The following is a 23,012-nucleotide window of genomic DNA, read 5'->3' as shown; positions in this document are numbered from 1 at the left end:
ACATTTTCTGCTGATAAACGAGAGAATGCGGATGTGTATCAAGCCGCTTGTCCTCTTTCTGCCCCGCTTTGTGGTTAACGCAAGTGAAATGGGCAGTACCCTAGAACAAAGCGTTTCGCGGCATATTTTGTCGGGAGCGCTACCTGGCTCTGACAATCAGTTCACTCAAACGGCTGGGGCCTTCGAGAAAACCCAAGGAGACGTCCTCAAGTGACATTCCAAACATCATTTTCCGCCACCCGCATTGCGCGCGCAGCAACGCTCGCACTTGGCGTTGTGGCGATTGGCGCAGCCTCTCTTGCCTGGACTCCGGCAGATGCACGGTCCGCGCCTGAGAGCTTTGCAGACCTCGCTGAAAAGCTGACGCCTGCGGTGGTCAATATTTCAACGGCCCAGACCGTGTCCGGTGGCAGCGGAGTCCCGCTTCCAGAATTTCCTCCGGGTTCCCCGTTTGAGGAATATTTCGAAGAGTTTCTTGAGCGTCATGGTGGCGAACAGCAGTCACGCAAGGTGCAGTCACTTGGCTCCGGTTTTGTGATTGACCCAGACGGTCTTGTTGTTACCAACAACCACGTGGTGGAAGACGCTGACGAAGTGACTGTCACTTTCTCTGACGGTGAAACACTTGACGCTGAAGTTCTGGGACGTGATCCCAAAACGGATCTTGCTCTGCTCAAAGTGAACGCAGATCGCAAGCTTCCTTTCGTTCGCTTTGGCGATAGCGAAGCACTTCGGGTTGGTGACTGGGTCATGGCGATCGGGAATCCGTTTGGCCTTGGCGGCACGGTAACCGCCGGTATCCTTTCGGCGCGCGACCGTGACATCAATGCGGGTCCGTATGACGCGTTCCTTCAGACGGACGCATCCATCAACCGCGGTAACTCTGGTGGCCCGCTGTTCAACATGGCCGGCGAAGTCATGGGTGTGAACACAGCCATCATTTCACCAACTGGTGGTTCCATCGGCATCGGCTTCTCCATTCCTGCAACGACGGCGACAAGTGTCATCGATCAGCTCAAGGAATTTGGTGAAACACGCCGTGGCTGGCTTGGCGTGCGTATCCAGACAGTCACCGATGATCTGGCTGAAGGCCTTGGCCTTGAAGATACCAAGGGTGCGCTTGTTGCCGGTATCCAGGAAGGTGGCCCAGCAGTCGGCAGTGGTCTTGAAGCGGGTGATGTGATCGTCAAGTTTGACGGCAAGCCTGTGGACAAGATGCGTGATCTTCCGCGCATTGTTGCGGATACCGAAGTTGGCAAAGCAGTAGACGTGCTGGTTCTGCGGGACGGCAAAGAGGAAACCTATCAGGTCACTCTTGGGCGTCTTGAAGAAGCCGACGGCACCGTCGAAGCAAAAGCTGAACCGCGTAAGCCTTCCGAGAACGAAACGCTCGGCCTGTCGCTGTCATCGCTGAACGACGTGCTGCGTGCGCAGTATGAAGTGGCCGAAGATGTGGATGGCGTGCTTGTTGTTGCTGTTGTTCCTGGCAGTCAGGCCGCTGAGAAGCGGGTGCGTCCCGGCGATGTCATCGTCAAGGTGGCTCAGGAAAACGTGACCAATCCGGATAAGGTCGAAGAGCAGGTTGCTCGTGCCAAGTCTGAAGGGTTGAAATCAGTGCTTCTGCAGATCAGCCGCGGTGGCGAGACAAGCTTCGTCGCTCTTCGGGTTGAAGGCAGCTAAGCCGCTTTCCATTCAGACTAACCTGACAAGATGAAACAGGCCTCGCACCCCAGCGGTGCGGGGCCTTTTTGTTACTGGCCTGCAAACTCATCGCGGGCATAGCCCTGGATGTACAGCAATGAGGTGAGGTCAGTGTGGTCCAGTCGGGCAGGGGCCGCCTGCGCCACCACAGGCTTTGCATGATAGGCCACGCCGATACCGGCGGCTTCAATCATGGCAAGATCATTGGCGCCGTCGCCCACAGCCATGGTGCTTTCAATGGCGAGGGAATGTTCTGCTGCCAGTTGTTGAAGGCTTTCAAGCTTCGCCGCCCTGCCGAGAATGGGATCGGTGACGGTGCCCGTAAGATGGCCATCTTTCATCTCAAGAATGTTGGCGCGGTTGGTATCAAAGCCCGCCGTCACGGCCACGCGGGCGGTGAAGAACGTGAAACCGCCCGAGACGAGGGCGCAATATCCACCATTGAGGCGCATCGTGTCGGTCACTGTACGAATGCCGGGAGACAGCGTGATCCGTGTTTCAAATACCTGTTCGAGTTTTGCTTCCGGCAGGCCTTCAAGCAGTTTGACGCGCTCGCGCAGTGCCGGCTCGAATGCCAGCTCCCCGCGCATGGCGCGCTCGGTGATGTCTGCCACGTGGGCGCCGATGCCGGCTTCTGCCGCCAGTTCGTCGATGCATTCCTGCTGGATGACGGTCGAATCCATGTCGGCGATGAGCAGGGCCTTGCGGCGGTGGCTGGTCCCCTGGGCAATGATGTCGATCGGCTGGCCATCGAGGGCTGCGCGTGCCGCAGCCTCAATGGCGTGGAGCTCGGCGGGGTCAATGTCGACCAGCAGATCGCAGGCGATGTCGTCGGCCAGCCAGGCCGGGGCGCCCGCTTCGGGGACGGCCCGACGAACAGCGTCCAGATCTTCAACAGACAGCTTGCGTGTTTGCGGATTTGAGATGAGTGTCAGGACCGACCGCATGTTACTCACTTCGTTTTCAAAGGCCGCATATCGGCCGAATAGACAAGAGAAAAATGACACCAGATAGGCGACGTGTGCTGCTTATTGCAGGGCCAACGGCGAGCGGCAAGTCAGCTGTGGCAATGGATGTTGCCAGCCGGACAGATGGCGAAATCATCAATGCGGATTCGATGCAGGTCTATCGTGATCTGCGGATACTCAGCGCGCGGCCTTCACCAGAAGACGAAGCGCAGATACCTCATCACCTCTATGGCTTCATGGATGCGTCTGTTGCGTGCTCGGCGGCCCATTGGGCGCGTATTGCCGTGCAGGAGATTGAAGCCGTCTGGGCACGGGGCCACCTGCCGATCCTCGTCGGGGGGACGGGGCTCTACTTCAAGGCGCTGACCGAAGGGCTTTCAGCGATCCCGGACATTCCCGGCATCAACCGGGAAGCTGCGCGCGTTTTTGTTGAGGAGCTGGGGCCGGAACAGGCACATGCTCACCTGGCTGACCGCGACCCAAAGACCGCGGCCGGCATCAAACCAACAGACCCGCAACGCATATCAAGGGCGCTTGAAGTGCTGGCGGCTACTGGTCGTGGCCTTGCGGACTGGCAGGATGCACCGGCGGAACCGCTACTGGAGGCGGACTTCATCAAGGCGGTGCTCACGCCGGAAAAATCTGAGCTGACGAAAAGGTCCGACGCCCGGTTTGATCACATGATTGAGGAAGGAGCGCTTGATGAGGTTCAAAAACTCCTGTCGCGCGACCTTGATCCTGATTTGCCGATCATGAAAGCGGTGGGTGTGCCGCCGCTGATGGCGCATTTGCGTGGAGAGCTATCCCTGAAGGACGCCATGGAGCAGGGAAAGGGTCAGACCCGCCGCTACATCAAGCGGCAGCTGACCTGGGCGCGGACGCAAATGGTTTCGTGGAATGCCATTTCTACGCAACAATCGAAAAGAAAACGCAAAGAAATTTTGTCATTGCTTTCCAGATAGTCTTGACGCAGCGCACAATCGGCCCTAATGTCCGCCCGCGCTTCGGGGCAGGTTTGTGCCTTTTCCGAAGCCTTTTTGTTGGATTTCTCCCGCTTTTGACGGCTGATTGGCTCAAAGCGGGCTTGGACACGAAGGATTAGGGTCATGGCCTCGCGCGAGTTGAGCGGTGCGGAGATGGTTGTCAAAGCCATGGAGGACCACGGCGTGGATACGCTGTTTGGATATCCAGGCGGCGCCGTGCTTCCCATCTATGACGCGCTTTTTGACCGTGAATCGATCAAGCACGTGCTCGTTCGCCATGAGCAGGGCGCTGTTCATGCGGCTGAAGGCTATGCGCGCTCGTCCGGCAAGCCGGGCGTTGTCCTTGTTACATCTGGCCCCGGTGCCACCAATGCGGTCACCGGTCTGACAGATGCCCTGATGGATTCCATTCCTCTGGTCTGCATTACCGGTCAGGTACCGACGCATCTGATTGGCAATGATGCCTTTCAGGAAGCTGATACTGTCGGCATCACGCGGCCCTGCACCAAGCACAACTGGCTGGTTCAGTCTGTTGATGACCTGCCACGCATTCTGCATGAAGCGTTTTACGTTGCGACCCATGGTCGTCCGGGGCCGGTTGTTGTCGACATCCCCAAGGACATCCAGTTCCAGCTGGGCATGTACTCCGGGCCGACCACACAGGGCCACCCGACATATCGCCCGCAGGTCAAAGGCAACATTGATCGCATCAAAGAAGCGATTGATCTCATTGCTACCGCCAAGAAGCCGATCTTCTACACCGGTGGCGGCGTCATCAATTCAGGCCCGGAAGCAAGCCAGCTTCTGCGTGAGTTCGTTCGCACGACAGGCTTCCCGATCACCTCAACCCTGATGGGTCTCGGGGCATATCCCGCCAGCGACAAACAGTGGCTGGGCATGCTGGGCATGCACGGGACGTATGAAGCCAACTGGGCGATGCATGACTGTGACGTCATGATCAATCTGGGTGCGCGCTTCGACGACCGGGTCACCGGCGTCCTCGACAAGTTCGCGCCTGGTGCCAAGAAGATCCACGTTGATATCGACCCGTCGTCCATCAACAAAAACGTCCATGTTGATATCCCGATCATCGGCGATGTTGCTCATGTGCTTGAGGATATGCTGCGTCTGTGGAAAGCCAAGGCGGCCAAGCAGGACAAGGCTTCGCTTGAGCAGTGGTGGTCGCAGATTGACGGCTGGCGCGCGCGCAAGTCGCTTGAGTTCAAGAACTCGGACACGATCATCAAGCCGCAGCATGCGGTTCAGCGGTTGTGGGAGCTGACCAAGGGCCCGGATACCTACATCACGACAGAAGTGGGGCAGCACCAGATGTGGGCCGCCCAGCACTTCCACTTTGATGAGCCAAACCGCTGGATGACATCTGGTGGTCTGGGCACGATGGGTTACGGCTTGCCGGCAGCCATTGGTGTGCAGATGGCACACCCCGATGCGCTGGTGGTGGACATTGCCGGTGAGGCATCGATCCAGATGTGCATGCAGGAGATGTCTACGGCGATCCAGTATGATCTGCCGGTCAAGATCTTCATCCTCAACAACGAATATATGGGCATGGTTCGCCAGTGGCAGCAGCTGCTGCATGGCGCGCGCTACTCGCACTCCTATTCAGAAGCTCTGCCGGACTTCGTGAAGCTGGCGGAAGCCTATGGCGGCGTCGGTATCCGGGCGGAAAACCCTGCGGAACTCGACGACAAGATCCGCGAAATGGTGGATGTGAAGAAACCGGTTCTGTTCGACTGCATTGTCGATAAAACTGAAAACTGCTTCCCGATGATCCCGTCGGGGGCAGCTCACAACGACATGATTTTGGCGGATGAGGCCAAAGACCCGACGGATGCTATTTCCGATGAGGGCAAAATCCTCGTATAACGCGCCCGCACTTCTTTGAATGGCCGGTCCGGCAGCTGTGCCGGGTCGGCCATTTGATCATTCGAAAAAAGACGAAAAACCCCAAAAAGCCTGAGAGAAGCTCACTTTTCATGCCAGCTGCTGCCGAAATTGAAAGCCACACCATTGCCGTTCTCGTGGACAACGAGGCGGGCGTTCTGGCGCGTGTCATCGGCCTGTTTTCAGGACGCGGATACAACATCGAGAGCCTGACCGTGGCTGAGGTCGATGAGGATGCGCACAAATCGCGCATCACCATCGTGACCAATGGTACGCCGATGGTGATTGAGCAGATCAAGGCTCAGCTGGACCGGCTGGTGCCTGTCCACAAGGTGGTGGACCTGACGCTGGACACGATTTCCATAGAACGCGAAATGGCGCTGGTGAAAGTCTCCGGCACTGGCGAAAAGCGCGTTGAAGCGCTGCGCCTGTCTGATGCCTTCCGCGCCAGCGTGCTGGACACCACCCATTCGTCCTTCGTTTTCGAGATCACCGGCTCGCCGGAAAAGATCAATGCCTTCGTCAATCTCATGCGCCCGCTGGGCCTTGTCGATGTCAGCCGTACCGGCGTCGTCGCCATCGCCCGCGGTGCGGAGCAGATGTAATCACGGCCAAATTTTCGGCCACACTGAACAACCGACCGCAGATAAGGAAGAAACAAGATGCGCGTTTATTATGATCGCGACGCCGACGTTAATCTCATCAAGGGCAAGAAAGTTGCCATCATCGGCTATGGCTCCCAGGGCCACGCCCACGCGCTGAACATGCGCGACAGTGGTGTTGCGGATGTAGCTGTTGCGCTTCGCGAAGGCTCTGCCTCTGCCAAGAAGGCCGAAGGCGAAGGCCTGCCGGTCATGAGTGTTGCGGACGCCGCCAAGTGGGCCGACGTGATGATGATGGTGACGCCGGACGAGCTTCAGGCAGACATCTACAAGGATCATCTGGAAGCCAACATGAAGCCGGGTTCCGCGCTGATGTTTGCACACGGTCTCAATGTTCACTTCAATCTGCTGCAGCCCCGCGCTGACATTGATGTGCTCATGGTTGCGCCCAAGGGCCCCGGCCACACAGTGCGTGGTGAGTTCCAGCGTGGCGCCGGTGTGCCATGCCTGATCGCGATCCATCAGGACGCAACGGGCAACGCCCATGACATCGGTCTGTCCTACGCCTCTGCCATCGGTGGTGGCCGTGCGGGCATCATCGAAACAACCTTCAAGGAAGAGTGCGAAACCGACCTCTTCGGCGAGCAGGCTGTTCTGTGTGGCGGCCTCTCCGAGCTCATCAAGGCTGGCTACGAAACACTGACGGAAGCAGGCTATGCGCCTGAGATGGCCTATTTCGAGTGCCTCCACGAAGTGAAGCTCATTGTTGACATGATGTATGAAGGTGGCATCGCCACCATGAATTACTCTGTGTCCAACACGGCTGAGTATGGCGGCTACGTCACGGGTCCGCGGATCGTGAATTCCGAAACCAAGGCTGAAATGAAGCGCGTTCTGGAAGACATCCAGACCGGCAAGTTCACCCGTGACTGGATGCTCGAAAACAAGGTTGCCCAGACCAGCTTCAAGGCAACCCGTGCCCGCAATGCGGCTCATCCGATTGAGGAAGTCGGTGAAAAGCTGCGCGCCATGATGCCTTGGATTGCCGAGACAAAAATGGTCGACAAAGAAAAGAACTAGGTCACAATCCGCTCGTCGGACTATCGATCCAGATTCAACCATGTAAGCGTGCCGGAGGTAACGTGATGCGTCGTGCTCTTGTTTTGACACTGCTGCACACGTCGCCCCGGCACGTTGACGTTTTCGAACGCCTTTTCGCCCGCCTCACAGGCGGCGACATCAGTCATGACCTGCCGGAAATTCGGTTGTCTCATCTGGTGCGCGAAGACCTGCTGCAGCGCGCGATAGCGTCTGGCGTTCTTCCCGAAGACACGCGTGCCCGTGCCGCGCGCATTCTGCACGAAGCCACTGCATCCTCGGATGCAGTCCTTTGCACCTGTTCCACGCTTGGACCCGCTGCGGATGACGCAGCTGCCAAAACAGACAAACCGGTTCTTCGCGTAGATCGCCCAATGGCTGCAGAAGCGGCGCGGGCGGGTCGCTCGATTGCCGTCCTTGCGACCCTCAAATGCACGCTGCAACCAACCTGCGACCTGATTGCTGATGAAGTGCGCCATGTCGCCGAAAAGGCGGATATCGCCCCGGTTCTGGTTGAAGGGGCGTGGGATGCATTTGAAGCTGGTGACACGGACAAGATGAACCAGCTCATTGCCGATAGCATTCTCCTGGCCCAGCAGGCTGGTGCCAACGTCATCGTGCTGGCTCAAGCCTCAATGATGGATGCCCTGGACGGCATGGACGTGTCCGTGCCTGTCCTCACGAGTCCTGCGGGCGGTCTGGCTGCAACGATTACGGCGATCAGGGCGTAAGCCTAGGCGCTGCGTCCGCCAGATGGTCATCGGTTGCGCATTCGGCATGATCCGTTGCCGCCAACACTTCAATCACTCGACAATCACTGGCGGTTCCATGTGCGCATTGCGCAATCATCCGGGTGAGTTCCGTTTTAAGGGTTTGAAGGCGCGCGATGCGGCTTTCAACTTCTTCCAGGCGGGCACGGGCTATTTCGTCGGCTTCTTTGCATGAGGCGTCTGGTCTGTCGGTCAGGTCCAGCAGGGTGCGGATGGCATCGAGGGGAAAACCCAGCTCGCGGCCATGGCGGACAAAGCCCAGCCGATCCGCATGGGCCTGCGTGTAGAGGCGCTGATTGCCCGCTGAGCGTTCAGCAACCGGCATCAGGCCGATTTCCTCGTAGTAGCGGATGGTCTGAACTTTGACGCCGCTTTGCTTTGCCAGCTTTCCGATGGTGAACATTTTTGCGCCTTTTTCGATTTGGCTCTTGAAGCTCTAGTCACTGTAGCTCCTATGTTGACTGTCACCGGGGCAGATACAACCCCATTCGTAAAGGCAGGTGATATGAGCGCAGGGTGCAACCACAGCGTGGATTTTGATGGGGCAAGCGCTGCCTACAAACGGGCGTTGTGGGCAGTGATTGCTATCAATGGCGTGATGTTTTTCGTGGAAGGGAGCGCCGGCTTTGCCGGGCAGTCGATGGCGCTCAAGGCTGATGCGCTGGACTTCGCCGGTGATACGGCGACTTACGCCATGTCGCTGATGGTTATCGGCATGGCCCTGCACTGGCGGGCGCGGGCAGCGCTTGTGAAAGGTATCTCGCTGCTTCTCATGGGTGTGGGGGTGCTCGGCCTTACGGCCTATCGCGTGATTGTCCTCAATGATCCATCCGCAGAAATCATGGGGAGTATTGCTGCCCTGGCGCTGGTGGCGAACATCGTGAGTGTCCTGATCCTGATGAAGTTTCGGGATGGAGATGCCAATGTCCGGTCTGTCTGGCTGTGCAGTCGCAATGATGCGATTGGCAATGTTGCCGTGATTGCTGCCGCAGGCGTGGTTGCCGTTTCAGGGTCACCCTGGCCGGATCTTGCGGTTGCAGCTTTCATGGCGTGGCTGTTCACAAGCTCGGCTGTTTCCATCATCAAGCAGGCACGCGTTGAGCTGCAGTCGGCACCAATTGCGGCTTAATCCTGCTCGCCTCTGGCGGGCTGCGGCTTCACTCTTATGCGGCCGATAAAGCTCACCACCATGAAGATGCTCAGCGCCATGGCGATGGTGGCAAGAAAGTACGGGGCGCCGGGCAAATGGATGGGTGCGTCGTCTCCGGTGAATGCCGAGAAAAGCCCGGTCATCATCAGCGGTGTGAAGATTGCCGTCAGGCCCATGACGCTGGTGATTGCACCCTGCAATTCGCCCTGTTCTGTTTCCGACACCTGTTTGGACAGGACGGAGCGCAGGGCCGAAGAGCCGATGCCGACCATGGCGAAGAAGATGGTGGCCGCGTACATCATCCAGCTTTGGGTGGCGAGGGCGTATCCCAAAAAGCCGATGCCGGCGCTGGTGAACCCGATGAGTATGGCGCGGGTTTCGCCGAGGCGCGGCACCGCATAGCCGGTCAGCCACCCCATGGAGAAGATCAGGCAGACGCCGACAAAGCCGAGCGACCAGCCGATGTCGCCGGCATCCCATCCAAATTTGTACATGGTGTAGAAGGACCAGATGGCCGGATTGGCATCGTGACCGATCTGGTAGAACACCATCGCGATCAGCAGACCAAGAAGGCCGGGATGTTTGGCAACCATGCGAATGGCGCCAATTGTATTGGCCCGTTTGATATCAAAGGCACGACGCTTGTCCGGCGAAAGGCTTTCGGGCAATAGCATGAAGCCATAGGCCGCGTTGGCGAAGGCAAGACAGGCAGCCAGATAAAAGGGTGCGCGGGCACTGTCTGCAAAGTCCGCCACCAATCCGCCGAGGACTGGTCCAAGCATGAAACCCATGCCCCAGGCTGCCCCGAGCAACCCATAGGATTTTGCGCGGTCCTCTGGTGTGGTCACGTCTGCGATGTAGGCGTTGGCGGTGGTGAAGGTTGCAGCGGCGATGCCTGACATTGTGCGGCCGATAAGCAGCCACCAGATGTTCGGCGCCAATGCCATGATTACATAATCGATGCCAAGAACTGTCAGCCCGATAATGAGCACCGGGCGTCGGCCAAACCGGTCCGACAGATTGCCGAGCACCGGTGCAAACAGAAAGCTCATCAGGGCATAGATGAAAATGAGTGCGCCACCCCACAGGGCTGCGTTCGACAGGTCGAGCTCCGTCACTTCGGTAATCAGGCTGGGCAACACAGGTACAATGATGCCAATACCGATGGCATCAATCAGAATGGTGATGAGCAGGAACGGCAGGGCGCGTTTTGCAACCGGATTTGCTGTGGCATCGGCCCCGCTGGTCACCTCTTAGCCTCGCTCACGATAGAGCAGGGACTTGACGCCGTTCTTCTTGAAGGGCTGCCACTTGCCTTCGGGCTGGGCCAGACGGTCCGCGATGGCATAAAGCGCCAATGCGTTGACACCAATGCCGATATGGGTTGCGGGAATTTCGATGTTTTCCGTATGCGGATGAACATCCTCGCGGCAGGTCTGCCAGGGGACGACACCATCATGGCGCGTATAGAGAGCCGTGCAGGGAACGGGCGGTGGCGTGCGCAGGCGCTCAGCCAGGGCTTCGTCCACATAATTGTTGTCCATGCGCATACCGGCGGCAAAGGGACTGGCCAGCGTAATCACCTGACGGACCAGTCGGGGTGAGCGGCGGGCAAGTTCCCGGGCGTAGATGCCGCCGAGTGACCAGCCGACGATTGAGACCCTGCGGCCGACGCGGCCTTCAATTTCTTCAAGGCGCGCCATCATGCCGGCGCGCAGCTCGGCATTGGGACCAAGATTGCGGCCCAGCTTCCAGGGGTGGACGGAATAGCCCAGCTCGCGAAGAAAGCGGCGCATGATGGCCATGGAGGTATCAGATGCCATAAGGCCGGGGAGGGTCAGCACCGGCTGGCCGTCGCCACGGGGGCTGAGACTCATCAGGGCTGGAAGCGATGCAGGTAATGCCCCAAGCTCAAGAATGGCGCGGCCCTCACCGAGAACATCACGGAAGCGCATGGATTTTGGCAATGACGGGATACGTTGCACGGGATGAGTCCGTTTTATGATTTCTGTTGTGGCCATCGGCGGTTGAAATAGCCTAGCATGTAATTAAATGACCATGGGTCATGTTTAAGAATAGTCTTACGGGCGCCTCTCAAGGGTTGGGGCGACTCCGTTTGGACACTATCAGGGAGAGAGACGTATGGCGCGGGAATTTGGAATGCGGTCTTCAGCCGCAGACGTGGTTGAAGGACTGGACCTCTCTGGCAAAGTCGCAATTGTGACCGGTGCTTCATCAGGTCTGGGCGTTGAAACGGCGCGAGCGCTGGCCGGTGCCGGGGCGCATGTAATCATTCCGGGGCGCAGCCCGGACAAGCTCAAGAGTGTGGTTGATGACATCAAGAAGACCACCGGAAACAGCAAAGTGGAGACCGGTGCGCTTGATCTAGGTGATCTGGACAGTGTGCGAGCGTTCGCTGACGGGTTCGTTGCAACCGGAAAATCGCTCGACATTCTCATCAACAATGCGGGCATCATGGCGACGCCGCATCGCAAGACGGCGCAGGGTTTTGAAAGCCAATTCGGCACCAATCACCTGGGCCACTTTGTGTTGTTCGGCCACCTGCTGCCTGCACTTGAGAAGGCTGGTGGGGCGCGGGTTGTTGCCCTGTCGTCAACGGGGCACCGCATTTGCGATGTCAGCCTCGATGACCCGAATTTCGAGACGACGGAATACGAGAAATGGACGGCGTACGGACGGGCAAAAACAGCCAATGCGTTGTTTGCCCTTGAGCTGGACAAGCGGTTCAAGGATCGGGGCATTCGTGCCTTTTCCGTCCACCCCGGTGGCATCATGACGGGATTGCAGCGCGACATGGACCCTGAAGAGTTCAAGGTGCTTGGCTGGGTCAATGACAAGGGTGAAGTGCATCCGGGCTTCAAGACGGTTGAGCAGGGCGGCGCTACTGCGGCCTGGTGTGCAACAGCGCCCGAGCTTGAAGGCGAAGGCGGATATTACTGTGAGGACTGCCACAAGTCTGAGCACGTGACCCCGGAGCGAATGGCGGAAATTCGTGGTGGCGTTCTGCCCCATGCGCAGGACCCCAAAACGGCGGCTGCCCTTTGGACTAAGTCCGAAGAAATGGTAGGAGAGCAGTTCGCCTAACTCCTTCCCCAAACGAGGCCCCTCATGCGCATTGGTACGCCGCTATCTTCTTCTGCAACCCGTATCATGCTGCTGGGGTCCGGCGAACTGGGCAAGGAAGTAGCGATAGAACTTCAGCGCTTCGGCGCTGAAGTCATTGCTGTTGATCGGTATGCGGGTGCCCCGGCCATGCAGGTGGCGCACCGGTCCCACGTCATAGACATGACCAAGGGCAACGAGATCAGGCGGGTGGTCCAGGCCGAACGGCCGCACATTATCGTTCCGGAAATCGAAGCGATTGCGACCAGCGAACTCGAAGCCATTGCCAAAGAGGGCGTGGCTGAGGTCATTCCAACAGCTGAAGCAGCGCAGCTCACCATGAATCGTGAGGGCATTCGGCGGCTGGCGGCAGAAGAACTCGGTCTGCCAACCTCCCCTTATGCCTTCGCCACAAGTGAGCGGGAACTTGGCAAAGCCGCCGCTGATATCGGGATGCCGGTGTTCGTGAAGCCGGTCATGTCGTCCTCGGGCAAGGGGCAGAGCTTTGTTCAAAGTGCAGAAGAAGTGCCCGACGCGTGGGCCTATGCCCTGCAGGCGGGGCGGGTGGAAGAAGCCCGCGTCATCGTCGAGGGGCGCATCGACTTTGATTATGAAATCACGCTTTTGACGGTTCGGTCGTTGGATGCGCAGGGGGCGATTGAAACATCGTTCTGTGCACCGATCGGTCATCGACAGGAACACGGCGACTATGTCGAAAGCTGGCAGCCCCAGGCCATGTCAGAACGGGCCCTGGCAACGGCCCAGCAGATTGCCGCCAAAGTAACGACCCGGCTGGGCGGTCGTGGCGTGTTCGGTGTGGAAATGTTTGTGAAGGGGGACGACGTCTGGTTCTCCGAGGTCAGCCCGCGCCCCCATGATACAGGGCTGGTAACACTCAGCTCCCAGCGCCAGAGCGAATTTGCACTGCATGCGCGCGCCATTCTGGGCCTTCCCGTGTCCGCGGGGCTGGCTCAGCCGGCAGCCAGTGCAGTGATCTATGGCGGTATGGCTGCCAAAGGTATTGCTTATGATGGCCTGGACGAAGCGTTGAGGGTGCCTGAAAGCCAGATAAGACTGTTCGGCAAGCCAGAGGCGTTTGTCAGGCGACGGATGGGCGTGGCGGTTGTGTCTGCCAAGGATGTGGATACGGCCCGCGACCGGGCCAAAGAGGCTGCCTCCCTGGTGAAACCGATTCAGGCCTGATTGGCAGAAACTGACCTGATTTACGGCTCATTTCAGCGATTTTTGGCAGAACGACCCACAATGTCAGCGATACAAGTTTGCGTATTTGCAAATTGTTTGTCGCATTTTTGCGTTTTTGCGCTGCAGTATCCTGCATAGTCTAGACAGACCATTTGCAGGAGTTGGCTATGTCTGCCGGATTGAACTGGGATGATCTGCGGTTTTTCCTCGCGGTTGCTGAGGCAGGAAGTCTGTCTGCCGCGTCGTCGCTTCTAAAGGTCAACACCACAACTGTTCTACGTCGCGTCGCGTCGCTCGAGGATGCGCTGGGAGCGCGTTTGTTTGACCGATCCAGATCCGGATACCGGCTTACGCCGCGGGGCGAACGGCTGCTGGCCCAACTGGCCCCGGTCGATCAACGGCTGTCTGCTCTTGCCCGCGATTTTGTTGCCGATGATAGCGAGGCTGATGCTGTGGTCCGCGTTGCGGCGGGGGATGTTCTGGCGTCGGCGGTTCTGGCGCCTCAGCTGCCGACATTTCGTGATGAGCACCCGGAGCTGCGCCTTGAGATTGTCGCTGATCCAAACCTGACGGGTCCGGCACCCTCTGCTGGGGCACCGGCAGGCTCACTCAAAGACATTGATGTGGCCATTCGTTTTGCCCGGCCCACACAGGGCAATGTGATTGTTCGCAAGATTGGCGACATGGCCTATGGGCTTTATGCGAGCCAGGCCTATTTGGCAGTGCGCGGTGCCCCGGAAGAACCTGGACGTCTTGCAGGGCATCAGGTCATTGGCTTCAGCCTTTCTGAAAGCCCGCTTGGGCCGGTGTGGTGGATGAGCCGCGCCGAGCAGGGTGCAAGCGTTGTGATGCGCTCAAACGCTGTTGCTGTAAGGGCTGAAGCCGCACGCCAGGGCCTGGGCCTTACGGCACTTCCCTGCATTGTTGGTGATCAGGACCCGTTGCTTATGCGGGTCGGGCAGGCGGAAGACGTGGGTGCTCTGGAGCTTTGGCTTGTGACCCACAATGACAGCGCCCATGTGGGTCGCGTGCGTGATGCCATGGATTTTGTGGTCAATTGCGCCAAAGTAGCCAAGGTACCACTGCTTGGACATCAGCATGATCCGGCGACAGAAACTCTTGGGGCCAACGATCATGGACCTGCGATTTCCGCGGCTGAATGATTTCAACAGGCACAGCGGCATTATTGAGCTGCCGTGAACCTTGAAAAAGCCGGAAATAACATAGAGATAGAGCCTGCCAACCTGTTGCGCATCAGGCACGGATTGGCCTAAAAGGTTTTTACGCGTATCGAACGCCAAGTTAGGGCGTATGCGGTAGCGACGGGTCTTCTTGCGGGCGAGGGATAGGTCAGGAGTTCTGCCCTGTTCATCTCATCCGGTTACCTTTCGTTAACCACCCAAGTCCTAGCTTTATTTAGTGGTTTTGGCATTCGTGGATAGCTACCTGCGAAGCTTGGCAGACAGAAGATTGGGTTGACGCGCAATGGGCATAGCTCGCGCTGACATCGTTGGAACGGAATTGACCGCAGGCGCCTTTGGCCCTGACGGCGATTACGCTCGTCTGCTTCTTCTCGGCACGCGCCTTCTCCTTACCAGCCCCTGAGCGCTGGCAGTCCTTCTTCTCATCAATTCATGGAAGGGCGGGCATTCAGGGGACGAAGCAACATCTTCGAACCGCATGGGAGGGGTCTCTCATGCTTTTGGACCCGAGAAGGACTAGAGACACATGATACCCGATAGCAAATCACGACGTGGCGTACAGGCAGCCCCAGGCGCCGACCGCGTTCTCATCTTTGACACCACTTTGCGTGATGGCGAGCAGTCGCCTGGCGCGTCCATGAATCTGGGTGAAAAGATCCAGGTAGCTGAAACGCTCGAAGCCATGGGCGTGGACATCATCGAAGCTGGTTTTCCGATTGCTTCCAATGGTGACTTTGAAGCCGTCTCTGAAATTGCCAGCCGCATCAAGGACAGCGTCATCTGCGGTCTGTCGCGCGCTGGGGCAAAAGACATTGAGCGTGCCGGCGAAGCTCTGCGCAAGGCGGAGCGTGGGCGCATTCATACGTTCATTTCCACAAGCCCTGTGCACATGAAGCACAAGCTGCAGATGGAACCTGAGCAGGTTCTGGATGCGGTGGTGGCCAGTGTGTCGCTTGCCCGCAATCTGGTGGACAACGTCGAATGGTCCGCTGAAGACGCAACACGTACAGAGCGTGACTTCCTGTGTCGCTGTGTCGAGGCTGCTATTCAGGCCGGTGCGACAACCATCAATATTCCAGACACTGTGGGCTACACAATTCCGACGGAATACGCAGACATCTTCACGATGCTGCGCGAGCGCGTTCCCAATTCAGACAAGGCTGTGTTCTCAACCCACTGCCACAATGATTTGGGTTTGGCTGTTGCCAATTCGCTGGCCGGTGTGGGTGCCGGTGCGCGCCAGATCGAATGCACCATCAATGGTCTGGGTGAGCGGGCAGGCAATGCAGCGCTTGAAGAAGTGGTGATGGCATTGCGCACGCGCGCGGATGTCATGCCGTATGACACTGGCATCAAATCAGAAATGATTGCGCGGGCATCCAAGGTTGTTTCCAGCGTCACGTCGTTCCCGGTTCAGTTCAACAAGGCCATCGTCGGTCAGAATGCTTTTGCTCATGAGAGCGGCATTCATCAGGACGGCATGCTGAAGAACACAGAGACATACGAGATCATGACGCCTGAGAGCGTTGGCATCTCCAAATCGTCTTTGGTGCTGGGCAAGCTGTCTGGTCGTCACGCCTTCAAGGATAAGCTGCAGACGCTGGGCTATGAGCTGGGCGACAACCAGCTGCAGGATGCGTTCAAGCGCTTCAAGGATCTGGCCGACAAGAAGAAGCATGTGTTTGACGAAGACATTGTGGCGTTGGTGGACGATGAAGTTGCTGCAGGCAATGAAAACATCAAGGTGATTTCGCTGTCCGTTGTTGCGGGTACGGAAGGTCCACAGGAAGCGGCGTTGACGCTGGAAGTGGATGGCGAAACGCACACCACCAAGGCAAATGGCGACGGCCCGGTCGATGCCATTTTCAATGCGATCAAGGCTCTGGTTCCCTATCAGGCACATCTGCAGCTCTATCAGGTCCATGCGGTGACCGGGGGTACGGATGCGCAGGCTGAGGTGTCCGTTCGTCTTGAAGAGGACGGCAAATCCGTCACCGGACGGGGCGCCGACACAGATACGCTGGTTGCAAGTGCGCGGGCTTATGTCAGCGCGCTCAACCGGCTGCAAACAAAGCGCCTGAAAACGGCGCCTGAGGCCATGGTTGCGCCATAAAGCGCGGCCAAGACACTGAGCGGCGGTGCACCCAGCACCGCCGCTCCTGATTCCAACTGGTTTGCCGATGCGGCGGGCCCCAAAGAAGGACTGCGAAAAAGAATGCTTGGAGGCTTGTTGGGGATGCTATCGGCCGATATGGCCATCGACCTGGGGACAGCGAATACGCTCGTCTATGTGAAGTCGCGGGGCATTGTGCTCAACGAACCTTCCGTGGTCGCCATTATCAATAAGGGCGGCAAGAAGCAGGTTCTCGCTGTTGGCGATGAGGCCAAGATGATGCTTGGTCGTACGCCAGGCAACATAGAAGCCATCCGCCCGATGCGGGATGGTGTGATTGCCGACTTTGAAATTGCGGAAGAGATGATCAAGCACTTCATTCGCAAGGTGCATAATCGTCGCTCTTTTGCCAATCCGCAGATCATCATTTGCGTGCCGTCTGGTTCCACAGCCGTGGAGCGTCGCGCCATTCAGGAATCGGCTCTTTCCGCGGGTGCACGCCGTGTGCGCCTTATCGAAGAGCCTATGGCTGCGGCCATCGGCGCCGGGCTTCCGGTCACCGAGCCTTCGGGCTCCATGGTCGTGGATATCGGCGGTGGTACGACTGAAGTGGCTGTTCTGTCCCTTGGTGGCATCGTCTATTCGCGTTCCGTGCGCGTGGGCGGTGACAAGATGGACGAAGCCATTATCGGCTACATCCGCCGGCATCATAATTTGCTGGTCGGTGAAAGCTCTGCTGAGCGCATCAAGAAGGAAGTTGGCTCTGCTGCCATTCCTGACGATGGCGCGGGTATGACCATCGAAATCAAGGGCCGCGACCTGATGAACGGCGTGCCCAAGGAAATCACCATTTCGCAGCGGCAGATTGCTGAGAGTCTTGCTGAACCCGTCGGCGCAATTGTGGAAGCCGTCAAAGTGGCGTTGGAAGCAACGCCGCCGGAACTGGCTGCGGACATCGTGGACAAGGGCATTGTGCTGACCGGTGGCGGGGCGCTTCTGGCGAACCTGGATCAGGTTCTACGCGAGGAAACGGGTCTTCCGGTTTCCATTGCTGACGAGCCGCTGTCCTGCGTAGCCATGGGTACGGGCCTGTCGCTTGAGCATATCCGTACGATGGGCCACGTCCTGTCGTCTGTTTATTAGGCTTTGAGGGGCGTTTTTTACGCCCCTCGAGCACTTTTTGCGTGTGGCGGCGCGTCTTGTGAGTCGGCGTTAATAATGCTGAGATATCAGGGCATTAGCTTAGCCGCTTAAGTCGGGTGTGGGGGCATCCGTTTGGGGGAATGTGGACTGGCGATCTTGCGGGCATCCGCGGATTGCTTTGAGGGCGTATGCAGTGAGGGAACCGACCAACAGGGTCAAACTTCCGTTTCGGGTGTCATCGTACCGGCTGTCGCTGGTGGTGACGCTTACGCTTGCCTCCGTCCTGCTGGTTGGTCGTGCCGAGAGCTATCTCGTGGACCGTACCCGTCAGGTCATGACTGACCTGTCTGCACCTCTTCTCGAACTTGCTTCGCGGCCCGTTGCGGCTGTTCGCAACTTCATCGCGTCAACCGATGAATACGCCTATGTCTTTGAAGAGAATGCGCGGCTGCGTGCGGAGAACGAAGAACTGAAAGCCTGGCGCCAGCAGGCCCTGTCACTTGAGCGCCGGGTCGCCCGCTTTGAAGCGCTGCTCGACGTTACTGTTGAACCGACCATCCAATATGCGACCGGCAAGATCATTGGCGACAGCGGTGGACCGTTTGTGCATGCCTTCATCGTGAATGTACCCCAGGACGCTGGCGTTGAAGCGGGGCAGGCGGTTGTAGACGACGAGGGCCTGATCGGGCGCGTCGTGAGTGCAGGTGCTACAGCATCTCGTGTACTGCTTCTGACGGACCTCAACAGTCGGGTCCCGGTGCGTGTTGAGCCGGGCGGGTATCGGGCCATTGCTGTTGGCGACAATAGCCGCTTTCCCAAGATTGAATTTTTGCCGCCGGAAGCGCGCCTGTCTCCTGGTGATCAGATCGTCACGTCGGGACATGGTGGTCTGATGCCGCCGGACCTTCCCGTCGGCATTGTGGTAATGGCCAGCGATGGTAGCCCGCGCCTGCAGACCAACTCGGAGTTTGACCGCACCAGCGCTGTGCGGTTGCTGCAATATGATTTCCCGACGCGTGTTGCCGCTGATTCAGACGAAGAAGCAGCCAGCGAAGACGTAGCAGATGACGCCAAGCCTACGCCCGCACTCCCCAATTCAGAACCTGCTGCCAATGATCAGATTGTTGAGCGCGCAGGTGAGCCCGGCGCTGCAGCCGGGACTGACAGCGCCAGCGCGTCTGACGCCACCCCCGCAACGCCAGCTGGGGAGGCCGATGAGTAGCCATGCGTGATGTATCGCAGGCATTCTGGATTGCTGTTCCTGTGGGCTTGTCCCTCATTTGTATTTTGCTGGGCCTTGTCCCTGTGGGTGTTGGAACCGGAGGCACAATTGCTCCGATCTTCACTCTGGCGGTTGTCTATTTCTTCTCGGTTCATCGGCCTGAGTTCTTTCCGCCATGGGCTGTGTTTTTCATCGGGCTGCTGCAGGACATCATGTCAGGCGGCCCGCTTGGTCTTTACACGGTTGTTCTGCTGGCGGCGTATGCTCTCACCCATTCCCAGCGCCTTTTCTTGATGGGACGCGGCTTTTCGACCTTGTGGGTCGGCTTTCTTGCCATTTGCGCAATCTCCGCGGTGATCATGTGGTTTGGGGCATCTGTCCACTACGGCATCGCGGTCAATCCGCTGCCCTTGCTATGGCAGGCGGGTATTACGGCGCTTATCTATCCGCCAGTTTCTTTCATCCTTACCCGGATCAATCGTCAGATGACGATCCTGGCACCGGCAGCATAAGGGTGGACCAATGGCTCTAGATGATCGCGATGCAGACAAGCAGAAGATGTTCTCCCGCCGAGCCGCCATTCTTGGTGGCGGACAGCTCGCGCTCTTCACGGTGCTTGCCGGACGGATGTACTACCTGCAGGTGATAGAGAGCCAGGAATATGAAATCCTGGCTGAAGAAAACCGCGTCAATGTTCGGCTGTTGCCTCCCCTGCGGGGTGAGATTCTGGACCGCTTCGGAGAGAAGCTGGCATCCAACCGTCAAAACTTCCGCGTTGTGCTGATCCCCGAGCAGACCGATGACGTCGAGACCACTCTCGACAAGCTGTCCGAGATTATTCCCATTTCTGACCGGACCCGTAAGCGCCTGTTGCGCGAAGTGCGGCAGAAGCGTGGCTTTGTTCCTCTCACGGTTGCTGAAAACCTTGAGTGGGAATCCTTTGCAGAGATCAACATCCACACGCCTGATCTACCCGGTCTTCAGCCGGAAGTGGGCGATACGCGGCACTATCCGTATGGGGAAGACCTGGCCCATGTGGTGGGCTATGTGGCCGCTGTAACGGACAAGGATCTTGAGGGCGCCAACGACCCGCTTTTGCAGCTGCCGGGCTTCCGCGTCGGACGGTCCGGCGTTGAGCGGCTGCTGGAAAATGAATTGCGCGGTCGCGCCGGCAACAGCCGCGTTGAGGTGAATGCGTTTGGCCGTGTCATCCGCGAACTGGCCAAGGATCCCGGTACGCCGGGGGATGAAGTTGTTCTGACCCTCGACATGGACATTCAGCGATATGCGACCGAGCGCGTACGCGGGGAGAGTGCATCCGTCGTTGTGATGGATGTGTTGACCGGTGAACTGGTGTCGATTGTGTCAGCGCCGGGCTTTGACCCCAACTTGTTCAACGTTGGCCTTAGTCAGGCCGAGTGGGACGGGCTGACGAACAATGAGCTCAACCCTTTGGTGAACAAGACGCTGGCCGGGCAATACCCGCCGGGGTCTACCTACAAGATGATTGTTGCTCTTGCCGCACTTGAGGCTGGGGTCATCAGCCCGCGTCGCATGATATCGTGCACGGGCAAGGTGACACTGGGTAATCATGATTTCCACTGCTGGAAGCGCGGGGGGCATGGTCCGGTGAATATGGTCGAGGCCATCAAGCAATCCTGCAATGTGTATTTCTATGACATCGGCAAGCGCGTCGGCATCGACAAGATCGAGGAAATGTCTCGCCGCTTTGGTCTGGGTGACCAGCTGGCGATTGATATGGCAGGCGAGAAATCGGGCCTCGTGCCGTCGCGGGGGTGGAAACGGGCCACGACGGGTATTTCCTGGCAACAGGGCGAAACGCTCAATGCATCGATCGGGCAGGGCTATGTGCTGACGACGCCGCTGCAGCTGGCAACCATGGCAGCGCGTATCGCCAATGGCGGCAATGGCATTCGGCCGTGGCTTGTGCGATCCGTCGGCGGACAGCTACGTCAAATGCCTCAGGTGGTGCCGATGGGTATTGATCCGGCTCATATGAAAGTCATTCAGGACGGCATGGACGCGGTGGTCAACATTCCCGGCGGCACAGCCTTCCGTTCCCGGCTGCCACTCGAAAATGCCAGCATGGCCGGCAAGACCGGGACAGCTCTCGTGCGCCGCATTTCCCGTGAAGAACGGGCCAGGGGTGTGCTCAAGAACAACGAACTGCCATGGAAGTTCCGCGACCACGCGTTGTTCGTGGGGTATGGACCCGTTGAAAATCCACGCTATTCAATTTCCGTCATTGTCGATCACGGCGGCGGTGGTAGTCGTGCGGCGGCGCCGGTGGCGAAAGACATCATGACCCGCGTGCTGACGCGCGATCCCATGCAGATGTCCGCTTATGAACAGTTGACGCCGGGCAGCGATGTGACGTCGCTTGAGAGCCCTGTGGATGCTTCAGGAGGTCGTGGCTGATGGTGATGGAGGCCATTTCACGCTCCGGTCGCATGAGCCTTGTGGACAAGCTCTACGAGATCAACTGGGTGTTTGTGCTGCTCATCACGGCGATCGCTGCGGTTGGTTTTGCGATGCTGTATTCAGCCGCCGACGGCAGTTTTGATCCGTGGGCGTCGCGGCAGATGATCCGTTTTGGCATGGGTATGGCAATCTTGCTGGTGTTTGCGCTGATCGACCCGCGCATATGGCTACAGCTTGCTTATCCGGCCTACGCCTTTGCCTTGTTGTTGCTGATTGCCGTTGAGGTTGCGGGTACCACGGGTATGGGTGCGACGCGCTGGATCAATCTTGGCTTCATTCAGCTTCAGCCCTCAGAACTCATGAAGATCACGCTGGCTCTGGCACTGGCGCGCTACTATCACGTGCTGGAACAGGACCGGGTCTCTCATCCGCTGTATCTTTTGCCAGCGCTGGCGTTCATCGCCTTGCCCGTGGCCCTGGTCCTGCGTCAGCCGGACCTTGGTACGGCGCTGCTGCTGTCCGTCGTGGGCATTTCCATCATCTTCATGGCCGGTCTGTCCTGGCGCTACATTATTGCAGCGGGTGCTGCTGCGCTTGCTGCCATTCCCATCGTCTGGGAATTCTTGCACCCCTATCAAAAAGAGCGGGTGTTCACCTTCCTTGATCCATCTAGGGACCCGCTGGGGGCTGGCTATCACACCACCCAGGCCAAGATTGCGCTGGGCTCAGGCAGTGTGTGGGGCAAGGGCTTCATGGAAGGCACCCAAAGCCATCTGAACTTCCTGCCGGAGAAACAGACCGACTTTATTTTCGTGATGCTGTCTGAGGAAATGGGCCTGATGGGCGGGCTTGCTCTCATGGGGCTGTACGCGGCGGTGCTTGGCTTTGCATTGACGGTTGCCATCGGCATTCGTCATCAATTCGGCCGACTGCTGGTGGCCGCTCTCGCCGTCAACTTCTTCCTCTATGTCTTCATCAATGTCGCCATGGTGATGGGGCTTATCCCGATCGTGGGTGTGCCTCTGCCGCTGGTGTCCTATGGCGGGTCCGCCATGCTGGTCATTCTGGCCGGGTTCGGTCTTTTGATGAGCATCTATGTGCATCGAGGCGAGGAATTGCCACGCGGCGGCGGCATCATCTAGCCAATTTGGCTGGCGCGGCTTTTTCCGTCAGGACAAATCACCACTGGCTACTTGCGGCGGGCGCAGGGCTTTGCTATCACCCGCCATCGTTCGCGCAGGCAGCGTCTTTTCCAACGGAGATTCTTGAATTTCCCGGACGCTGATCCTCCTGCCCGGCGGGGCGCATAGCTCAGTTGGTAGAGCAGCTGACTCTTAATCAGCGGGTCCAAGGTTCGAATCCTTGTGCGCCCACCAATTTCCAAGGT

General features: G+C 58.2%; 20 protein-coding genes and 1 tRNA gene. 17 read left to right on the top strand and 4 right to left on the bottom strand.

The genetic code is table 11. The features are described 5' to 3' along the window. The first annotated feature begins 210 nt into the window (after positions 1 to 210). Positions 211 to 1,680 (top strand): DegQ family serine endoprotease, encoded by a 1,470-nt coding sequence (locus ABXH05_RS01630; RefSeq protein WP_348138627.1) that lies wholly within the window; start codon positions 211 to 213, stop codon positions 1,678 to 1,680. A gap of 71 nt (positions 1,681 to 1,751) precedes the next feature. Here ABXH05_RS01630 and serB read toward each other — a convergent pair whose 3' ends face one another. After that, entirely contained in the window at positions 1,752 to 2,648 is an 897-nt protein-coding gene (serB, locus tag ABXH05_RS01625; protein ID WP_353560965.1) for a phosphoserine phosphatase SerB, read from the bottom strand. A gap of 53 nt (positions 2,649 to 2,701) precedes the next feature. On the opposite strand from serB, the gene miaA reads away from it, so the two are divergent. From miaA to ABXH05_RS01600, 5 genes are all read left to right on the top strand, one after another. After that, complete coding sequence (gene miaA / locus ABXH05_RS01620) at positions 2,702 to 3,631, top strand: tRNA (adenosine(37)-N6)-dimethylallyltransferase MiaA (protein ID WP_353559486.1); 930 nt, start codon at positions 2,702 to 2,704, stop codon at positions 3,629 to 3,631. Positions 3,632 to 3,775: 144 nt separating this feature from the next. Next, the gene (locus ABXH05_RS01615) at positions 3,776 to 5,539 is read left to right on the top strand and encodes an acetolactate synthase 3 large subunit (RefSeq protein ID WP_348138631.1); all 1,764 of its coding nucleotides are present in this window, start codon (positions 3,776 to 3,778) and stop codon (positions 5,537 to 5,539) included. Between the two features lie 110 nt (positions 5,540 to 5,649). Continuing rightward, positions 5,650 to 6,162, top strand: coding sequence for an acetolactate synthase small subunit (gene ilvN, locus ABXH05_RS01610; RefSeq protein WP_043949538.1), 513 nt, complete (start codon positions 5,650 to 5,652; stop codon positions 6,160 to 6,162). Between the two features lie 57 nt (positions 6,163 to 6,219). Continuing rightward, positions 6,220 to 7,239: a ketol-acid reductoisomerase gene (ilvC, locus tag ABXH05_RS01605; protein WP_348138634.1), complete on the top strand. Its 1,020-nt coding sequence runs from the start codon at positions 6,220 to 6,222 to the stop codon at positions 7,237 to 7,239. A 65-nt stretch (positions 7,240 to 7,304) separates the two neighbouring features. Then, positions 7,305 to 7,988, top strand: a complete 684-nt coding sequence (locus tag ABXH05_RS01600; RefSeq protein ID WP_353559485.1) for an aspartate/glutamate racemase family protein — start codon at positions 7,305 to 7,307, stop codon at positions 7,986 to 7,988. On the opposite strand, the gene ABXH05_RS01595 is transcribed toward ABXH05_RS01600, so the two are convergent. Then, a complete protein-coding gene (locus tag ABXH05_RS01595) occupies positions 7,978 to 8,430 on the bottom strand; it encodes a MerR family transcriptional regulator (protein ID WP_353559484.1) in 453 nt (150 codons plus the stop codon). The two genes, ABXH05_RS01600 and ABXH05_RS01595, sit on opposite strands and share 11 nt — an antisense overlap. Before the next feature lie 102 nt (positions 8,431 to 8,532). Here ABXH05_RS01595 and ABXH05_RS01590 point away from each other — a divergent pair, with 102 nt between their 5' ends. Next, entirely contained in the window at positions 8,533 to 9,156 is a 624-nt protein-coding gene (locus tag ABXH05_RS01590; protein WP_353559483.1) for a cation efflux transmembrane domain-containing protein, read from the top strand. Here ABXH05_RS01590 and ABXH05_RS01585 read toward each other — a convergent pair. Next, positions 9,153 to 10,427, bottom strand: coding sequence for a TCR/Tet family MFS transporter (locus ABXH05_RS01585; protein WP_353559482.1), 1,275 nt, complete (start codon positions 10,425 to 10,427; stop codon positions 9,153 to 9,155). The two genes, ABXH05_RS01590 and ABXH05_RS01585, sit on opposite strands and share 4 nt — an antisense overlap. Before the next feature lie 3 nt (positions 10,428 to 10,430). Next, complete coding sequence (locus ABXH05_RS01580) at positions 10,431 to 11,162, bottom strand: esterase/lipase family protein (protein WP_353559481.1); 732 nt, start codon at positions 11,160 to 11,162, stop codon at positions 10,431 to 10,433. 157 nt (positions 11,163 to 11,319) lie between these two features. On the opposite strand from ABXH05_RS01580, the gene ABXH05_RS01575 reads away from it, so the two are divergent. The 10 genes from ABXH05_RS01575 (at position 11,320) to ABXH05_RS01530 (ending at position 23,001) form a co-directional block, all read left to right on the top strand. Further along, a complete protein-coding gene (locus tag ABXH05_RS01575; protein ID WP_353559480.1) occupies positions 11,320 to 12,282 on the top strand; it encodes an oxidoreductase in 963 nt (320 codons plus the stop codon). A 24-nt stretch (positions 12,283 to 12,306) separates the two neighbouring features. Next, positions 12,307 to 13,503: a formate-dependent phosphoribosylglycinamide formyltransferase gene (gene purT, locus ABXH05_RS01570; protein ID WP_353559479.1), complete on the top strand. Its 1,197-nt coding sequence runs from the start codon at positions 12,307 to 12,309 to the stop codon at positions 13,501 to 13,503. Between the two features lie 167 nt (positions 13,504 to 13,670). Then, complete coding sequence (locus ABXH05_RS01565) at positions 13,671 to 14,666, top strand: LysR family transcriptional regulator (RefSeq protein WP_353559478.1); 996 nt, start codon at positions 13,671 to 13,673, stop codon at positions 14,664 to 14,666. A gap of 565 nt (positions 14,667 to 15,231) precedes the next feature. After that, on the top strand, positions 15,232 to 16,818 hold the full coding sequence (locus ABXH05_RS01560) for a 2-isopropylmalate synthase (protein WP_353559477.1): 1,587 nt from the start codon (positions 15,232 to 15,234) through the stop codon (positions 16,816 to 16,818). A gap of 123 nt (positions 16,819 to 16,941) precedes the next feature. Next, positions 16,942 to 17,961 (top strand): rod shape-determining protein, encoded by a 1,020-nt coding sequence (locus ABXH05_RS01555; RefSeq protein WP_461495799.1) that lies wholly within the window; start codon positions 16,942 to 16,944, stop codon positions 17,959 to 17,961. A 193-nt stretch (positions 17,962 to 18,154) separates the two neighbouring features. Beyond that, complete coding sequence (gene mreC, locus ABXH05_RS01550; RefSeq protein ID WP_353559476.1) at positions 18,155 to 19,183, top strand: rod shape-determining protein MreC; 1,029 nt, start codon at positions 18,155 to 18,157, stop codon at positions 19,181 to 19,183. A 2-nt stretch (positions 19,184 to 19,185) separates the two neighbouring features. Continuing rightward, the gene (gene mreD, locus ABXH05_RS01545) at positions 19,186 to 19,695 is read left to right on the top strand and encodes a rod shape-determining protein MreD (protein ID WP_353559475.1); all 510 of its coding nucleotides are present in this window, start codon (positions 19,186 to 19,188) and stop codon (positions 19,693 to 19,695) included. 10 nt (positions 19,696 to 19,705) lie between these two features. Continuing rightward, positions 19,706 to 21,622, top strand: a complete 1,917-nt coding sequence (gene mrdA, locus ABXH05_RS01540) for a penicillin-binding protein 2 (protein WP_353559474.1) — start codon at positions 19,706 to 19,708, stop codon at positions 21,620 to 21,622. Then, entirely contained in the window at positions 21,622 to 22,767 is a 1,146-nt protein-coding gene (gene rodA, locus ABXH05_RS01535) for a rod shape-determining protein RodA (RefSeq protein WP_353559473.1), read from the top strand. The genes mrdA and rodA overlap by 1 nt, the downstream gene beginning before the upstream one ends. Positions 22,768 to 22,925: 158 nt before the next feature. Further along, a tRNA-Lys gene (locus tag ABXH05_RS01530) sits at positions 22,926 to 23,001 on the top strand. The last annotated feature ends 11 nt before the right edge of the window (positions 23,002 to 23,012 follow it).

Origin of the sequence: Pyruvatibacter sp. HU-CL02332 (assembly GCF_040362765.1) — a bacterium.
Classification (GTDB): Bacteria; Pseudomonadota; Alphaproteobacteria; order CGMCC-115125; family CGMCC-115125; genus Pyruvatibacter.
Note: the sequence above shows the minus strand (reverse complement) of the source record. Positions and strands in the feature narration are given on the sequence as shown.

Coding starts and splice junctions, on each gene's coding strand:
- serB (WP_353560965.1), bottom strand. CDS start 2,648: ATGCGGTCGGTCCTGACACTCATCTCAAATCCGCAAACACGCAAGCTG.
- miaA (WP_353559486.1), top strand. CDS start 2,702: ATGACACCAGATAGGCGACGTGTGCTGCTTATTGCAGGGCCAACGGCG.
- ABXH05_RS01615 (WP_348138631.1), top strand. CDS start 3,776: ATGGCCTCGCGCGAGTTGAGCGGTGCGGAGATGGTTGTCAAAGCCATG.
- ilvN (WP_043949538.1), top strand. CDS start 5,650: ATGCCAGCTGCTGCCGAAATTGAAAGCCACACCATTGCCGTTCTCGTG.
- ilvC (WP_348138634.1), top strand. CDS start 6,220: ATGCGCGTTTATTATGATCGCGACGCCGACGTTAATCTCATCAAGGGC.
- ABXH05_RS01600 (WP_353559485.1), top strand. CDS start 7,305: ATGCGTCGTGCTCTTGTTTTGACACTGCTGCACACGTCGCCCCGGCAC.
- ABXH05_RS01595 (WP_353559484.1), bottom strand. CDS start 8,430: ATGTTCACCATCGGAAAGCTGGCAAAGCAAAGCGGCGTCAAAGTTCAG.
- ABXH05_RS01590 (WP_353559483.1), top strand. CDS start 8,533: ATGAGCGCAGGGTGCAACCACAGCGTGGATTTTGATGGGGCAAGCGCT.
- ABXH05_RS01575 (WP_353559480.1), top strand. CDS start 11,320: ATGGCGCGGGAATTTGGAATGCGGTCTTCAGCCGCAGACGTGGTTGAA.
- purT (WP_353559479.1), top strand. CDS start 12,307: ATGCGCATTGGTACGCCGCTATCTTCTTCTGCAACCCGTATCATGCTG.
- ABXH05_RS01565 (WP_353559478.1), top strand. CDS start 13,671: ATGTCTGCCGGATTGAACTGGGATGATCTGCGGTTTTTCCTCGCGGTT.
- ABXH05_RS01560 (WP_353559477.1), top strand. CDS start 15,232: ATGATACCCGATAGCAAATCACGACGTGGCGTACAGGCAGCCCCAGGC.
- ABXH05_RS01555 (WP_461495799.1), top strand. CDS start 16,942: ATGCTATCGGCCGATATGGCCATCGACCTGGGGACAGCGAATACGCTC.
- mreD (WP_353559475.1), top strand. CDS start 19,186: ATGCGTGATGTATCGCAGGCATTCTGGATTGCTGTTCCTGTGGGCTTG.
- mrdA (WP_353559474.1), top strand. CDS start 19,706: ATGGCTCTAGATGATCGCGATGCAGACAAGCAGAAGATGTTCTCCCGC.
- rodA (WP_353559473.1), top strand. CDS start 21,622: ATGGTGATGGAGGCCATTTCACGCTCCGGTCGCATGAGCCTTGTGGAC.